Genomic DNA, 16001 nt, shown 5'->3' on the forward strand with positions numbered 1-16001 from the left:
GTCACTACTTCTTCCTCAAAGGATTAAATCCACGTAGCTGATATTCCACGCATGGGATACCAGGTCACACTCATAGGCATAGAGGAAGCAGGAGAGATCTACAGATCATGCAAGAACCTCAGATTCAATACCGCTAAAGCAGACATATCGGGGATATGTGTAAAGGTACATTCTGAGGACAGGGAGATCATCGACATGTGGAGGGATAATTTCCGTCCGATGAATGATGAGATCCGCACCCATGCCAGGATATTCTGTCTCAAGGATGATCAAGGGGATCTCAGAGTACTCTACAACAGGGTAACATCCACCGTATTCCTGTACAACTTCGATTATTACGGATGGATCAAGAGCATAGCGTTGGCCATGGCCTCGGATATCCTGGAGGATTCGCACAAGATATATTCCGTACATGGGGCAGCATTGGATATAGATGGCGTAGGCGTGACATTGATAGCTCCCTCAAAAACGGGAAAAACCACGCAATCATGGGGATTGCTGAGGATGGATAATGCTCACCTGATAACCGACGATTGGTATTTCGTCAGGTTGACGAAAGGAAGGCCGATGATAAGAGGCTCCGAGAAGAACTGTTACATCGATGCCGATATCGGAGATGTGTGGGAAGAGTTCAAACCTCTTGTAGAAACAACTAAGTTCGATAACAAAGGCCGTGGCATCGCCAATGTGAGATGGGTCACCGGCAACGATTCCGTCACCGACAGCACATTCATGAGATACATCATATTCCTGAAGAGGGACGATTGGGATGACGTGATAAGCAGAGAACTTACATTGGATGAAGCGATGGATTACATCGTGAGCAATGATTTTTGCAATCCCCATCAGATGATAAGAGACGAAAGGAAGATCGCCCTTAGAACGGAATTCTACAGAGAATATCTGTCCAAATGCAAAGTATTCCTCATCAACTCTAGGATGAAAGCAGAGGATACGCAGAACGTCATAAGGAAGATCATAACGTCGGGGAAGGATTCAATCTGATCTCGACAGGTTCGTTCAATACTATCGATGATTCCGTTACATTACAATCATACGCAAGGATCCTTACGCCATTCTCGGATGCCTTCTTCAGAGCATATCCGAATTCGGGATGTGTCTCATAATTGGGTGTGAAGTACTTCACACCCTTCATCTGTATGACGAATATGATGTATGCATCATATCCTTCCTCAACACATCTGATGAGACCTTCGACGTGTTTCAATCCCCTTTCTGTGGGTGCATCAGGGAACATCGCTATACCGTCGTTCTCCAAGGTCACACCTTTGACCTCGATGAAACATTCCCTCTCCCCTTCCGCATAGATATCGAAACGTGAATCCCCATGGGTGACCTCTCTCCTTATTGTTCTCAGACCTTCTATCAGACCAAGTTTGGAAATGGATTCCTCCACAACAGCATTCGGTATCTGACTGTCCATGTTGATCAGAAGTTCGCCTTTGTACACAGCGATGACGTCATATCTCGTCTTACGATCGGGATCGTTGGATTCTTGAAGTACAACGGTCGAACCTTTCACCAATAGTTCTTTGCAACGCCCGGTGTTCTTCACGTGACATTTAGTTATGATGCCGTTGATCTCGACCATGGCGATGAATCTGTTCGGTCTTTCGATGAATATTCCTGTGGTCACATGATCGTATCTCATCAGTCTCGTCACTCCGACATTTGTTCTCCTAAATACGATTTCATCCTTGATGATTCTTTTCCTTATCAAGGCTAATCCTAAATCACCAGATCAATAAACATTAGGTGAGGTTTGATGATCAGAATGGATCAATCCCTAAGGTCGGGATGATAATCGATCAACCATTGGTATGTGGAGATCATCGAAGGCACGACAAGATATCCTTCCTTCGATATCGCATAATATGCGATATCATCCACATTCTCCCTCGTAATCAACTTGGAATCCTCCAATGACTTGAGGTGTCTGGAAAGGACCGTCTGCGTGATAGGCGTCAATGACCTCTTCAATTCATTGAACCTCTTCGGTCCGTTATACAATTCATAGAGTATCTGAAGATTCCAACTGTTCCCGAATGATGTGAGATATGCGTCGATTACCTCACAGATACTTTCCCTGTCCATCATAGGACCATAACCGAAGGATGACGATATAAAACCAGTACACTCAGTATCGTCAGTGATACTGCTCGATTAATAATCACTGGTTGTGATTACACATCCATGACTGAAGGTAGGCTTGGGATGGTCGTATGTCCGATGTTGGAGGATGAGGCGATATACAATCTCAAGAATGATCACGAAGATAAGAGGATCTATCTCGTCAAGGGTGCATACAACACCACGATAATCCCCAAGCTGAAGCAACATAACGTACCATACACGATGATCGATGAGCATACAGTACTGAATGGGGATTATGACCATGACGGGTACACAGTGATCATATGGACCATGTTCATGGGCCTTCATGAGGATATCGACATGCTCAGAATGGAAGTGATGAACCAGATCGTGAAGATACACTCTGCTGTAGATACCATATTACTCTACTATGGAAGATGCGGGAGAGGATTGGATACGATCTGCGATTGGGCATATGAGATGGTTCCCACGCCTGTGTGCATCTTCAGGAACAAGGATGGGACGATCTGTGACGACTGCATATGCATCCCCGTAGGCGGTACTGAGAGATACCTCAAGCTTCTCCGCAAATATCCCGGAAGATTCTACTTCACACCCGCGATGGCAAGCAATTTCGAGGGTTTCCTGATGTCGATGGAATTGTTCAATGGGTTGGATGTGAAGAATGATGACATCATGAAGATAATACTGGATTTAGCAGGATACACGACTGTCATGCGCGTACAGACTGGTAACGGTGACCAGGAACATTTCGATGAGAACATCAAGAGATTCACCGATAAGTACAACCTCGAATGTACTAGATTGGAGGACGGATGGGCGACGAATGACCTTGCAGACCTCAACTATGATAATGCTAAGTCCACCATGACACGGTGGTTGAATGAAGGAAAGAAGGAGAGGGTGATACCGAATGCTGAGTGAGAAGGATGTGGATAGATTATTCGATATGGGGTTCGATTGTTCACAGATAGTCTTCGGCGAATTCGCTGAGAGATTCGGGTTGAAGAAAGAGGATGCATATCGCATCGCAGGTTGCTTCGGGATCGGCATGGCGCAGGATGGCGTATGCGGCGCCGTTTCCGGTGGCATGATGGCCCTAGGACTCGCATTCGGGAATGATGCTCCAGGAGACCTCTCCAAGAAGGATGCATTATTCAAAATGAGGGATGAGCTCGTGAAGGAATTCAAAATAAGGAATGCTGACGTGAACTGTCCCGAACTCCTAGGTCAGAAGGTACATACGTTGGAGGATCTGATGTTGACAAGGCCCACGGGCATCTACAAGGATTGCCCCAAGTATTGTATCGATGTCATCGAGATCGTAGAGAAGATGCTTCACTGACAGGATCTTAGGATCTTATCCAATGAATTATCGCTTCTCTTCGCGTGTTTGCATTTGTTGCAGTTCTTGTAGTCACAAGGCCTACCAGTGATATGGCAGCAACCATCCAACGGATCCAAGAACCTCTCATTGGAGGGGACTATGTGCTCTCCACCCATACGGTCGATAATCTTCACTCTCTCGTCCATGGGCCGTGATGTATGGCGCAGTAGATAACCGATTCTGAAGATGCATCTCCTGCTCGCATGATATGGTTACAAACTTGTTCCTTATCGGTTAAATATCCTACAATCAGATACGATGACTAAGGTGGAATGAATGGTAGCAATTCCAAAATGTGTAATCGATATCGTGCCGGAAGCTGTCAAGATCATAGAATCCGTCTCAGTATCCGGACAACCCCATGCGATCGTGTGCGGCAGCATCGGAATCATCGGCGAATCCAAGGTCGCCGTAGGCGAAGTCCTCATGAAGAGGACTAAGGAGAATCTCGCAGCCAACGGTAAAGCATCGATCCTCATCACCGCAGGTCCGAAATCATTCGAACTCATCCTTGAGAATGCAAAACGCGAGGACAGCGGACCCGTATTCGAGGGATTGAAAGCGAAATTGGCAGAGATGAAACTCCCGTGTTTCGCAGCATGGACCTTTGATGTGAAAGAGGTCTGGGACGAGAGTGCCGGACCCAGCGCAGGTACGAAGATCGCTTGATATCAGAACGATCGAAGGGCGTTCCCCTTCGATCCCTTTACCTTTTCTATTCGTATTCTTGATTGCTAATATCTCTCAGATCATTCCTCAGATCCATTGATCGCCTCTATATAGAATGATACGGGCCTGAATCCATCATTGCATGAGATCATCGCGGAATGCTCATCCTTCATCCATCCATCGAAGAAATTACCTCCGCCTTCAGATAACACCTTGACGAATGGGAATATCGATTCCCATGCGCTCTCGCAGAACCCATCCGGTCTTTCGCAGCCATTGGTCGTCCAAACATCGCCGACACATACGTCACATGCATGTTCGATTGGATTCTCATACAACTCCATGAGATCACGATATTCGGTCTTTCTCACCGCCGTTATCCTGCAATCCACCATATATCCTGATACCGACTGGCGAATATTTAATGAAAGTCTATTTAACGGATGTTACAGATAGCGACAGAGATGAAGATCGTTGCCTTCGATTCAGAATGCTCACGTGATATCGGATTATACTGCGAGATGTGCACATTCGGCTATGCCGTTGCAAATGAATCGTTCAACATAGAATTATCGAAGCAGATATTCATCAACGCTTCTAAACCGACGGGGAGATCGAAGAAATTCTGTCGCACGGATTATTCCAAATTCAAAAATGCTCCAAGATACAAGGTCGTCAGATCACAGATCGAGAGCGCCCTTCAGAAGGAGGACACGATCTACGTCGCGCATTCCCCCGAGGTGACATTCAGATACCTATGCTGCATGGATCGCAGGAACAATCTGGAGCCCATACCATGCAAGGTATTCGACATCCATTCGATAGTGAGGAACTATGCAGATATTCCATCATATGGCCTGTCAAACATCGCGAAACTGTTCGGCATACCGTATGACAGCAAGGAATCCAACGTGGATGCAAAGACATGCATCCGCATCCTGCAATACATCTGCAAGGAAGAGAATCTCTCGATCGAGGGGTTGTTAGAGATGTGCGGGAAGGGTGCCGTTGTAGATTCGGAGGTAGTATACCATTCCACGTTACTGAAATTCAAACAGGAACGTCTTCAGAAGTATTACGATGGGAAGATGCCGTCTGGAAGCAAGGAACTTGAAGGGAAGGTATTCTCCATGGCCGAATCCTTCGAGGATCAAAGGATAGAGATCGGTTTCCGCATCGCGGATTTCATCAACCATCATGGCGGGAAGTTGACACGCAAAGTATCCGAATCCAACTTTTTCATCTGGGATGGTAATATAGATTCCAAAAGATTGGAATCCGCCAATCTGATGATCGATGGTACGATCCGCATATTGACAGCGGATGAATTATTCCTGATGTACTTCGAGAGATGATATCATGGAGATCGAACCGATCGCCCACATCAGGACGAATTTCGATGAGAAGTTCGGGATACCGCGTCAAAGTAATCTTGTGGATAGTGTCGGGAAGATAGTGTTCGAAAAGAGATACAGGGATCCTGAGGCCTTGAGAGGGATAGAAGGATTCTCCCATCTTTGGTTGATCTTCGATTTCTCCGAGAATCATAGAGAAGGTTGGTCGCCGACTGTACGTCCCCCAAGATTGGGTGGGAACGTAAGGGTCGGCGTATTCGCTTCCAGATCTCCGTTCAGACCGAATTCGTTAGGGCTGTCATCAGTGAAACTATTGTCCATAGAACATGATGATGAGTTCGGCGACATCTTGGTCGTCGAAGGCGTAGATATGATGGACGGAACACCGATCTATGACATCAAACCCTACATCAGATTCTCGGATTGTCATGAGGATGCCGTATCCGGTTTTTCAGACAATGTTCTAGAACATTCACTGAAAGTGGAATACGATGATGAGATGTTATCCATATTCACCGATGCACAAAGGGATGAATTGATAGGTTGTCTGCAACAGGACCCTAGGCCATCTTATCAGGATGATGGGAAAGAGTACGGGATGTCGTTCGCAGGACACAATGTACGGTTCATGGTCATGGACGGTATTCTGAAGATGTTGGATGTCGAATGAATGATGTAGATTACCATAGAATCATCTGACACATCCATTTTTGTACACATGATGGAAAATATGGCAATCGATCCATCGTGTCTTTCGCTACGATAATATTAATACCCTGTCCATCAATCGCGCGTACAGATAATATGGCAGCTCTTATAAGGGACTCAAGCACAGTGAAGGTCGGTGACGGAGAGGTCACCGTCAGAGGTTGGATTCAGGACACCAGGAATCTCGGAGGCATATCATTCATAGCACTCAGGGATAGATATGGGGTCATCCAACTCACGCTCCCGAAGAAGAAGATCGAACCGGAATTGTTCAAGACACTCACGACAATCTCGAGGGAATCCGTCGTAGCGGTCACCGGAGAGGTCAAAGAGAGCAATCAGACCGAACTCGGGTTGGAGATCATACCGTCCGCAGTGGAGGTCTATTCGGAAGCATCCACGCCACTCCCCATGGGAGTCATAGACAAAGTGAACGTAGAGATGGATACACGTCTCAACAACAGGTTCATGGATCTCAGAAAACCTGAGATAAGGGCCATATTTGAGCTCAAATCCCTGATGGTCAGGCTGATCGTGGAAGCCATGGAAGAGAATGGTTTCACACAGGTCTACACACCAAAGATCGTTGGATCGGGTGCAGAGGGAGGAGCTACACTCTTCCAGATAGAGTATTTCGGAAAGAAGGCATACCTCGCCCAATCCCCTCAGCTCTACAAACAGATGCTGATGTCCACAGGATTGGACAGAGTGTTCGAACTCGGCCCAGCATTCCGTGCGGAGAAATCCAATACCAACCGTCATGTGACAGAATTCATCTCATTCGATGGTGAATTCACATGGATCAATGATCAAGAGGATGTCATGCACATGATCGAGACGGTCATCGATTACGTTCTCAAAGGACTCAAAGAGAGGGGCGCCAAACAGTTGGAGATCCTTGGAAAGGAGATCAATATCCAACCCACCCCATATCCGATACTCAAATACGAAGAATGTCTCAAGATCGTCAACGATGCGGGACTTGATCTCAAAGATGGTGATGACCTCGGTACTGAGGGAGAGAAGATCATCGGAGAGTACATGGCCGAGAAAGGCAAGGATCTCTACTTCATCGCAGAATATCCTGAAGCTGAGAAACCATTCTACATCATGGAGAAGGATGGTACACCCTATTCATATTCATTCGATCTCGACTACAAAGGACAGGAGATCTCATCCGGTGGACAGAGGGAACACAGATTCGACAGGCTCGTTGCAAGGATCGAGAAGCTCGGCCTCAACCCCGATGATTTCACCTTCTACACCGATGCGTTCAAATACGGTATGCCCCCGCACGGCGGTTGGGGTATCGGTATCGACAGGCTCCTGACGAAGATGTTGGACCTGCCGAACGTAAGGGAAGGCATCCTGTTCCCCAGGGATATGCAGAGGCTCCTTCCATAAACAAGGATACATTCTAATGGGGGATTCCTTCCCCAATTTTTAATGAAGACTATGGATTATCAAAGAGCCAGCATCCGCTGATATGAAGTCTGTGGATGGGCCTTATAGAAGTGTAACTGGTTCAATGCGTATGTTCGACACATTCGCCACAGAACGGACATTCCTTCAGAAGTATGGTCCTGTTCGTGTTGGAAAGATAGAGATTGGACTCGTCATCATCCTCGAAGGGGATGATCTTGCCCATCCTTATGTATTCACGAAGTCTCTCACAACAAGCCGTAATCGTGAAATCGTTCGCTATCGAGAGATGCCCCGTGATAGGGATCGCATCGGCCAATTTGTCGATCACATTTGAGATAGCTTTCCTTGAACCCTCGGTATGGACCTTGTATGAACGCCTGTAGAGGCTGTATGCGGTCCAAAGGTCCTCCTTTATCCCCCATCCGTTCTCATACATCTTACCGAGATGCAATTGGGCCTCTCCATCGTTCTTTATCGCTGCATCCTGCAGGTAGATGAACGCTTCAACGTAATCGATATCCACGCCATAACCGTAAAGATAGGAAATACCGAGTTCGACCTGTGCCGCGATATCTCCCTCCTTGGCCCTTGATTTCATGTCTTCTATGTCCTTGTTGACCATGGATTCATCTTCTTTGATGCGGAGAATTGAGGACTATGTCCTTCTGTTTCTGCTTCATCTGCATGGAATGCTCAGCTTTTATATTGTTCGTATTCTCCCAATTCCTCCTCGTATGATACATGAGCGTAGATATGGTGGAAGGAGTGGGTGTGAATATCTGAACCTGTTCAGGGTTTGTTTTTAGATAATTCCTGCAGAATGATGACAATTCCTCCATATGCCTCTCGTGACATCCAGGATGGGCTGCGATAAGGTAGTATGTGAGGAATTGATCTTTTCCCAATTCATCATTTATCCTATCGAATCTTCTTTTGAATTCGAGGAGTATATTCCTTCCGGGTTTTCCCATATATCTGAGGACGTCATCGCACACGTGCTCTGGTGCGATCTTCATCTGACCTGAGATGTGGTGTTCGCACAGATGTCTTAAGAAATCATCGCCATGGACCTTATCCGCTACAATCATGTCGTAGCGTATCCCTGATGCGATCGATACCTTCTTGATACCGGGCATCTTCCTTATCTTATCGAGCAACACCTCATATCTCGAATGATCTATGGGAAGTTCCTTGCATGGAGAAGGATAGAGACACCTCTTATTCTGACATGCTCCTGATCTCAGCTTCTTAGGACATTCTATCCCATACATATTGGCTGTCGGTCCGCCGACATCATTGATGTATCCATTGAAACCTTTCTTCGATGAGATCCTCTTGACCTCTCTGATGATGGAATCCTCGCTTCTCGATGTCACTGTCCTGCCTTGCATCAATGCGATGGCACAGAAATTACATTCACCGTAGCAACCCCTTAGGATCGTGACAGAATTCCTGATGGTCTCCATGGCCTTGACCTGCCCATCCTTAAGATAGAATGGATGTACGGCATTTTCGAAATCCATCTCGTATATCTCATCCAACTGTTCGGAGGATAATGTCTCCGAGGGAGGATTCTGTATGAGGAAACGATTGCCGTGTCCCTGCGCTACACCCTTCGCTGTGATGGGATCGTTGTTGCGATAGAAGAGTTTGAATGCCCTGATGAATGAATCGTTCGATGCGATGCAATCCTCATATGACGGTGCTTCGAAGAATCCATCGGGGATCTCGTTGGACATGTAGCAGATGCCGCGGATGTCCCTCCAATCAAGACCGTTCCTCATATGCTGTGCTAGGCGTAGATTCGACAATTCCGCCATGCCATATGTTATGATGTCCGCCTTGGAATCGAGTAATATCGATCTCCTGAGCTTATCGGACCAGAAATCATAGTGTACGAAACGCCTGAGGCTCGCTTCCACACCGCCAAGGACTATCGGCTTACCCTTATGATATTTCTTGATGAGATTAGTGTAAGCGATGCATGCCCTATCGGGGCGCCTATCGTTCACTCCACCAGGAGTGAAATCGTCATCTTTACGGAATTTATTCGTAGGTGTATAATTGGCGACCATCGAATCCACGCAACCGGCCGTGACCGACCAGAAAAGATCCGGTTCGCCCAATCTCCCTATGTCTTCATCGGAATCGATACGGGGTTGTGCGATCATCCCCACTTTGAATCCGTGTTTCATCAACCAATGTCCGATGATAGCGGCTCCGTTGTAAGATGAATCGATATAGGTATCGCCGGATACGATGATTATGTCCAACGAATCCCAACCGAGTTCCTTCATCTCCTTCGGAGTTGCCGGTATGAACATCAGATTCCCCCTTCCATGATATGGTCGTTCATGAAATAATCATTTCCGACATATGCACTGTGTCCAGAGTACGCGATCATGGTATTCTCATGGAAGGGGCGATATTTTGGACTCATTCGGAATCAGATATCGATTCGTTCTTCTCGGAGATGTCCTTTATCAGCTGAAGGAGTCCCTGTTCGAAGTTGACACCGTATCTGACATCCGTCTTTGCGGCGTATGTCCTCTTTATGCTTCCAACAGTGAAATCTACAGCGATCCTCACGGAATCCGCCAAAGGACATCCGTTCATATATGAGCCGACGAAAGCGGAACCGAATACATCTCCCGTACCGTGGAAGTATCCGGGGACCCTGTCGGAGAAGTAGTATGACCTCTCTCCTGTCTCTGCATCGTATGTCGCCGCTCCGAGTTTATTCTCATCGAAGTAGACTCCTGTGAGGACGACCTTCTTCGCACCGATTCCAGACAGCCTTTCCATCAGTCCCTCGATGTATTCAGGTGTGTACGGTCCCTCGACATATTCTTCCTCAAGCATCAAGCATGCTTCGGTTATGTTGGGCAGGATGATGTCCGCCTTCTCACAGAGCTTACGCATACCCTTGGGGAAGTTAGAATCGAATACGGGATACAGCACCCCCTCATCCGCCATCACAGGGTCGACTATCCTAAGACCTTCCAATCTATCGAATGTCTCCGAGATGATATCTATCTGCTCGAATGAACCCAAGAAACCAGTGTATATGGCATCAAAACCTAGATCGAACGTCTTCCAGTGATCGACTATTGATGTGATGTCCTCAGTGAGGTCACGGTATGTGAACCCTGTAAATCCGCCTGTGTGTGTTGACAGCACCGCTGTAGGGATTACAGCACACTCAGCACCAGTGGCTGAGATTATCGGTAATGCAACGGTCAATGAACATTTGCCAAAACATGAAATGTCATGTATCGCCAAAACACGGTTTTGTCTTGTCATCGATATCGTTGGATTTGTCCAATCTATATAATGTCTATTGGATTTCCATCTAAACATGGGTTTATAGTTCTCACATCACATCATCCGAGTATCATATCCTGACAAGTTCGAACGAACGAGGGATATCCGCATCCTATCTTTTTGGACAGATAGTGTCGGAAAGATTATCATATCTCGATCAGTTCGGTTGGTGATGAGAGCTTCCGACGAACATTTGGAACAGGCATTGAAGGAATACAATGACAAGATCTCCGCATTGGAGGTCAACGGTACGGATGATGAATTACTGGAAGCACTCGTGAACAGAAGTACCATCCTGATGCTCCTCGGTTCGTACACCGCATCGATGACGGATGCAGAGGAGGCCATAGAACTCTCCAAAGGGATGAAGGATGTGGACATCGGGACATTCGTCAAGATGTATGAAAATCGCGGACAGATGATCTTTGATGATAATGAGGAGATGATGGTGTCCGATTATTCTATGATAATCTCCAGATTGGATGAGATACATGGAGAGATACGTCACTATGATTGGAAAGGTCTCATCATGATGTGTCAAGGATGTGCTGAGGATCTCATCGACTGCGATCGTTTCGAGATGTCCGTCCCCTTCACACAGAAGGCGTTGGAGCTCATGAAGGATGCTTCCGACATCTGGTCCATGAACAGGAAGATGGAGATACAGAACCTCATAGGTCAAGCCGATACAGGCATGGGATTGGATGATAATGCGATCGATGCCTATTCGGAATCCATCTTGATGGGAGAACAACTCTGTGATGCATCCCGCATCGAAGATCCCATACAACTCGTGTTCGCGTACGTATACAGAGGAGACATCATGGAAGCGAAACATGAATTGGAGAAGATGTGGAACGACCATGAGAGTGCCCTTGTGATACTGGAAGAACTCAACAACAGGAACAGACTGAGCGATCCTGAATTGCTGATCAAGCTCCATCAATCATTGGCCTCATCGATGATGGAATCTGGAGAGATCGAAAGAGCTGAGAAACATCTCATGAGAGCGATAAACCTTGGAGTACCCGGGATGAAGGATGCCATAGATGAGATGAACTCCATGAGATGAATCTGATAGAGATACCATGAACGACAACACCGAGAAAGCGAGATCCATCCTCATCGAAGGAGGATACACATGCGTCATATGCAATGGTGATCATGTGATGACATTCACCGAGAGAGGAGTGAAGCCTCTGCTCTCGTTGTTGGATACCAAAGAATCCTTCAAAGGATATTCCGCCGCGGACAAGGTCGTTGGTAAAGCGTCCGCTATGATATACACACTATTGGATGTGGATGAGGTGTATGCTCCTGTGATGACCACAGGCGCGATCGATGTCCTGTCCAAAAGCGGTATCAAGGTGTATCATGACGAAGAAGTGGAGATCATCATAAACCGTCAAGGTACAGGCATGTGCCCGATGGAAGATGCTGTAAGACATTCATCAACGGCAATCGATGCTGTTGAAAGGATCAGGATAAGATTGTCTGAATTGAGCAATTGAATTCATTCATCGCTCACATCATGGCTGTGCATCTCTCCACCGTGCTGATGGTGGATATGCATCATATCCACAGGCAACGGATGAGGTATGACGAACGGTTTTCCCTTATGGATGATAACATCCGATCTCACGCCGTAGACCTCTTCGATCAATTCTTCAGTTATTATCTCGGGGCCGCCCTGCGATATCACCGCCCCATCCTTAACGAAGATGAACTTGTCCGAATAATGCACCGCGAGATTGATGTCATGCATCGTCATGAGAGTGCACATCCCTCTTGAACGCACAGCATTTATGATCGTATGCATGGTTATGTGCTGATTCGAGATGTCCAAGTTGTTAGTGGGCTCATCAAGGATCAACAATTCAGGTTCCTGAACGATTGCTCTTGCGATCTGTACCTTCTGATATTCGCCCCCGCTGATCTCATCCACGAATCTTGATGCGAGATCGCCTATCTTCAATGATTCGAGTGCTGACCATGTGAGTTCGAGATCATTCTTCGTCGTGCTCCATTCTATGTAAGGACGTCTTCCGATAAGTACGGAATCGAACACCCTTATGTTGCTCCTCTCCACATATTGGGGAACATATGCGATATGCTTCGCCAGCTCCCTCATACGAAGTTCCTTGACATTATATCCGCTGATCGTGACATTTCCTGATGAAGGTTTGATTATGTTGCATATGCATTTCAGCAATGTGGTCTTCCCTACACCGTTAGGTCCGAGTATCGATACAACAGAATTCTCTTCGGCATCGAATGTGACGCCCTTCAATACCTCCTTCTCGCCGTAGGAACATCTGATGTTCTCCACAGTAAGCAGTTTCCCGCTCATGCGATACCTCCTTTCTTCGAATATCTTCCATAGAGTATCCAAAGGAACAACGGACCGCCGATGAATGATGTCACGATACCGATGGGGACTGTGAAGCCGAATGCGTTCTCAGATAACATCAATGCTATCAACAGCACCAACGCTCCGATTATTGCGGATGTGGGGATGAGAAGACATTTGTCATTACTGACCAATTTCCTTGACAGATGCGGTGCAAGAAGACCTATGAATCCTATGATCCCGACAAAGGATACGATGATGGATGTCATAACTGCAGATAATAACAGAACGAGTATGCGTACGCGAGAGACATTGATGCCCAGGCCGTGAGCGATGTCATCCCCGAGATCCATCGCATTCAGATCCCAACGTTTGAGATAAAGATATGCGAATGCTATCATTACAATGGTTGCAACGAACCACATGTTGTCCCATGATATCTTCTCGAGATCGCCGAACTGCCAGAATACTATCGCGCTCAATGCCAATTCATTCGCCTGATATTGTAGGAATGCTATCCCTGCAGAGAATATCGCACTTAGGGCCATACCTGTGAGCAGCATTGTCTCGGGACTAGCATTGAATATTCTCATGGAGAGGATGATCGCACCTGTCGCCAACAATGAGAACATGAATGCCGATATCGTCACTATGTATGGATTCTCAATGATGTAGCTCGATACGGATTGTCCCGTGACGATCCCACCTCCAAGCACCATTATGCCTAGAGCGGCACCGAAGGCTGCCGAATTCGATATACCTAGTGTGTATGGGGAACCCAAGGGATTCTTCAATACACACTGCATGACAGCGCCCGATACTCCGAGACCTATGCCTGCCAATATCGCAGCTATTGACCTTTTGAGTCTGATATCATGTATGACATAACCTTCCCACGAACCATCGGCTGAGAAGATGTTCTTGAAGATCTTCCCAATTGTGACATCGGTAGGCCCGATGTACAAAGAGATTATGAAGATGATGAATGTAGAAACGATAAGGAACAGTATCAATCCCCATCTAAAATGGTTGGTACGCTTGTATTCATCTATACCTTCATTCATCATTGACACTGTTCCGTATTGAAATGGTTTATAAGTGGTTTTGTGAGTCAATCGTCATTCATCTTCTCTTGAACAACGCATAACCAAGCAATCCGATAGCTATGGTGGCGACGACAGCGACAGAGATTATGATCATGGAGTTGTCATCACCACTGCCACTGGAGTTGACATTTCCTTTCGGCCTCTCAGTGATCTCGAATGTGTTCTTTTCTTCCCCTACGGTCACCTTCAGACAGTTACCGTCCAAGGTCAGCTTGGTACCTTTCGCGGAATAGAATTTCGTCATCATATATGGCATGATGATATCTCCGTCGCTGTAGGTCTTTCCTCCGATGTCCATCTTTTCCTTCTTGAGTTCTGGATAGAATGCGCCGTATACGGAACCGACCTTCTTCACGACATCATCGAATGAAAGGATACCGTCATAGCACACATACACCAAATAGTACGCATTGGCGATCGCATTGTCGAAATTGTATCCGAACCAGAAGTAAGGAAGGATGGTGTAGATGGGAACGTTCTTGAGTTCAGCGTATTTCAGTACTGCATTGCTCCCAGGGTCACTGCCGACGAACTTCGTCGTACTGGAAAGATCCATGAAGATGACTCCAGGAGTGGTCTTGGACATGACCTCTGATCCTGCATCCTCTGAGACCGTTGTTCCCTTCGCATATGCATTCTTCACGCCTGCCAATTTGAATGGGAGATAATCCCCGACGGTCCATGTGAGAGATTTGCCACCAGCATTGGATGCTGCTCCGATGTATGCGGAATCGAACTTAGGAGTCTTCCCTTTGATCATTCCCTTTATCGCACCCACATGCATATTGATCTGATCAACGAGTTCGTTTATAGTGGCAATCTTGTCGAATGTGGTTCCCATGATAGCGAGGTTCATCAAGAAATCATCATGCAATGTAAGATCATCATTCACGAAATTGAGACAATCTCTGATAACAACGAATTTGATCCCGAGATTAGTTATTCCTAATTTCAACTCAGGCGTGAATTTATCATATATCGGCTTTATGACGACCATCGTCTTCGGCACATTGGACCATTTGCCCAATTCCTCAAGATCTGCTGTTGTGAAATTATTGTGACTGTGAATGGCCATTCCAAAATCCTTTAGGTCGCTTTCCAAAGGCGGGTTGTTGGGTTCGCTCCCGTATTTCTTTACGATCTCGGCAGAATTGACTTTGTTCACATTATCAAGGTCGAACAATGCTCTGTAGCCTTTCCCGTTCTGTGATGCGGCATTGATGTCTCCGTAGTCGATACATTTGACATCATACATCATACCGACATAGGACACCCACCTTAGTGCACCTGAACCGACAGTGATTGTGCCTCCTTCTTTTACTACATTTGTTATATCATTGCCCGCTGCATCGACATTCACCTTTGTGATGTTTGATGCCGCAACAGAATCGTCGTCAGTGAACGTCACGACAGCCACCGTAGCGGTCGAGACGAACATCGCGACGATCAGTATTGCCAATAATGATCTGGATTTCATCGTACAAAAAATGTTTCTAATGATATTAATAATATTTTGCTATTCGTGTTATTAATTACAACAT

19 protein-coding genes are annotated in these 16001 nt (G+C 46.4%); 9 read left to right on the top strand and 10 right to left on the bottom strand.

From position 1 onward, the window contains the following. The first annotated feature begins 51 nt into the window (after positions 1–51). Positions 52–1005, top strand: coding sequence for an HPr kinase/phosphorylase (locus ACI2NF_RS05775; RefSeq protein WP_400211211.1), 954 nt, complete (start codon positions 52–54; stop codon positions 1003–1005). Here ACI2NF_RS05775 and sfsA read toward each other — a convergent pair. Both sfsA and ACI2NF_RS05785 read right to left on the bottom strand, forming a co-directional pair. After that, a complete protein-coding gene (gene sfsA / locus ACI2NF_RS05780; protein WP_400211212.1) occupies positions 977–1672 on the bottom strand; it encodes a DNA/RNA nuclease SfsA in 696 nt (231 codons plus the stop codon). The two genes, ACI2NF_RS05775 and sfsA, sit on opposite strands and share 29 nt — an antisense overlap. 128 nt (positions 1673–1800) lie before the next feature. Continuing rightward, complete coding sequence (locus ACI2NF_RS05785) at positions 1801–2118, bottom strand: winged helix-turn-helix transcriptional regulator (protein WP_400149220.1); 318 nt, start codon at positions 2116–2118, stop codon at positions 1801–1803. 96 nt (positions 2119–2214) lie between these two features. Between ACI2NF_RS05785 and ACI2NF_RS05790 the strand changes: the two genes are divergently transcribed. Then, positions 2215–3060 carry a DUF1638 domain-containing protein gene (locus ACI2NF_RS05790; protein WP_400147480.1) on the top strand — a complete coding sequence of 282 codons (846 nt, stop codon included), beginning with the start codon at positions 2215–2217 and terminating at the stop codon, positions 3058–3060. After that, positions 3050–3481 carry a C-GCAxxG-C-C family protein gene (locus tag ACI2NF_RS05795; RefSeq protein ID WP_400147478.1) on the top strand — a complete coding sequence of 144 codons (432 nt, stop codon included), beginning with the start codon at positions 3050–3052 and terminating at the stop codon, positions 3479–3481. Before ACI2NF_RS05790 ends, ACI2NF_RS05795 begins: the two co-directional genes overlap by 11 nt. Here the strand turns inward: ACI2NF_RS05795 and ACI2NF_RS05800 are convergent. After that, on the bottom strand, positions 3475–3669 hold the full coding sequence (locus ACI2NF_RS05800; protein WP_400147475.1) for a hypothetical protein: 195 nt from the start codon (positions 3667–3669) through the stop codon (positions 3475–3477). The two genes, ACI2NF_RS05795 and ACI2NF_RS05800, sit on opposite strands and share 7 nt — an antisense overlap. 130 nt (positions 3670–3799) lie before the next feature. On the opposite strand from ACI2NF_RS05800, the gene ACI2NF_RS05805 reads away from it, so the two are divergent. Continuing rightward, positions 3800–4192: a hypothetical protein gene (locus tag ACI2NF_RS05805; RefSeq protein ID WP_400147472.1), complete on the top strand. Its 393-nt coding sequence runs from the start codon at positions 3800–3802 to the stop codon at positions 4190–4192. A gap of 80 nt (positions 4193–4272) precedes the next feature. On the opposite strand, the gene ACI2NF_RS05810 is transcribed toward ACI2NF_RS05805, so the two are convergent. Beyond that, entirely contained in the window at positions 4273–4587 is a 315-nt protein-coding gene (locus tag ACI2NF_RS05810; protein ID WP_400211213.1) for a TIGR04076 family protein, read from the bottom strand. Positions 4588–4635: 48 nt separating this feature from the next. Between ACI2NF_RS05810 and ACI2NF_RS05815 the strand changes: the two genes are divergently transcribed. The 3 genes from ACI2NF_RS05815 (at position 4636) to aspS (ending at position 7659) form a co-directional block, all read left to right on the top strand. Next, complete coding sequence (locus ACI2NF_RS05815; RefSeq protein ID WP_400211214.1) at positions 4636–5547, top strand: hypothetical protein; 912 nt, start codon at positions 4636–4638, stop codon at positions 5545–5547. A 4-nt stretch (positions 5548–5551) separates the two neighbouring features. Next, positions 5552–6217, top strand: a complete 666-nt coding sequence (gene tsaA / locus ACI2NF_RS05820) for a tRNA (N6-threonylcarbamoyladenosine(37)-N6)-methyltransferase TrmO (RefSeq protein WP_400211215.1) — start codon at positions 5552–5554, stop codon at positions 6215–6217. Between the two features lie 134 nt (positions 6218–6351). Next, positions 6352–7659 carry an aspartate--tRNA(Asn) ligase gene (gene aspS / locus ACI2NF_RS05825; protein ID WP_400151079.1) on the top strand — a complete coding sequence of 436 codons (1308 nt, stop codon included), beginning with the start codon at positions 6352–6354 and terminating at the stop codon, positions 7657–7659. A gap of 121 nt (positions 7660–7780) precedes the next feature. Here the strand turns inward: aspS and ACI2NF_RS05830 are convergent, their stop codons facing one another. The 3 genes from ACI2NF_RS05830 to ACI2NF_RS05840 form a co-directional block, all read right to left on the bottom strand. Then, positions 7781–8302, bottom strand: coding sequence for a tetratricopeptide repeat protein (locus ACI2NF_RS05830; RefSeq protein ID WP_400152238.1), 522 nt, complete (start codon positions 8300–8302; stop codon positions 7781–7783). A gap of 4 nt (positions 8303–8306) precedes the next feature. Beyond that, the gene (locus ACI2NF_RS05835) at positions 8307–10007 is read right to left on the bottom strand and encodes a YgiQ family radical SAM protein (RefSeq protein WP_400152674.1); all 1701 of its coding nucleotides are present in this window, start codon (positions 10005–10007) and stop codon (positions 8307–8309) included. 109 nt (positions 10008–10116) lie between these two features. Then, the gene (locus ACI2NF_RS05840; protein ID WP_400211216.1) at positions 10117–10983 is read right to left on the bottom strand and encodes a pyridoxamine kinase; all 867 of its coding nucleotides are present in this window, start codon (positions 10981–10983) and stop codon (positions 10117–10119) included. 193 nt (positions 10984–11176) lie between these two features. Between ACI2NF_RS05840 and ACI2NF_RS05845 the strand changes: the two genes are divergently transcribed. Both ACI2NF_RS05845 and ACI2NF_RS05850 read left to right on the top strand, forming a co-directional pair. Then, positions 11177–12076 carry a hypothetical protein gene (locus ACI2NF_RS05845; protein WP_400150134.1) on the top strand — a complete coding sequence of 300 codons (900 nt, stop codon included), beginning with the start codon at positions 11177–11179 and terminating at the stop codon, positions 12074–12076. A 16-nt stretch (positions 12077–12092) separates the two neighbouring features. Further along, positions 12093–12515, top strand: coding sequence for a DUF1893 domain-containing protein (locus ACI2NF_RS05850; RefSeq protein ID WP_400150136.1), 423 nt, complete (start codon positions 12093–12095; stop codon positions 12513–12515). A gap of 2 nt (positions 12516–12517) precedes the next feature. Here ACI2NF_RS05850 and ACI2NF_RS05855 read toward each other — a convergent pair whose 3' ends face one another. The 3 genes from ACI2NF_RS05855 to ACI2NF_RS05865 are packed head-to-tail and all read right to left on the bottom strand — an operon-like array spanning position 12518 to position 15937. Next, on the bottom strand, positions 12518–13354 hold the full coding sequence (locus ACI2NF_RS05855) for an ABC transporter ATP-binding protein (RefSeq protein WP_400147450.1): 837 nt from the start codon (positions 13352–13354) through the stop codon (positions 12518–12520). Beyond that, a complete protein-coding gene (locus ACI2NF_RS05860) occupies positions 13351–14418 on the bottom strand; it encodes a FecCD family ABC transporter permease (protein WP_400151793.1) in 1068 nt (355 codons plus the stop codon). Before ACI2NF_RS05860 ends, ACI2NF_RS05855 begins: the two co-directional genes overlap by 4 nt. 58 nt (positions 14419–14476) lie before the next feature. Continuing rightward, the gene (locus ACI2NF_RS05865) at positions 14477–15937 is read right to left on the bottom strand and encodes a hypothetical protein (protein ID WP_400211217.1); all 1461 of its coding nucleotides are present in this window, start codon (positions 15935–15937) and stop codon (positions 14477–14479) included. Between the last annotated feature and the right edge of the window lie 64 nt (positions 15938–16001).

The organism is Candidatus Methanarcanum hacksteinii (assembly GCF_964305265.1).
Classification (GTDB): Archaea; Thermoplasmatota; Thermoplasmata; order Methanomassiliicoccales; family Methanomethylophilaceae; genus Methanarcanum; species Methanarcanum hacksteinii.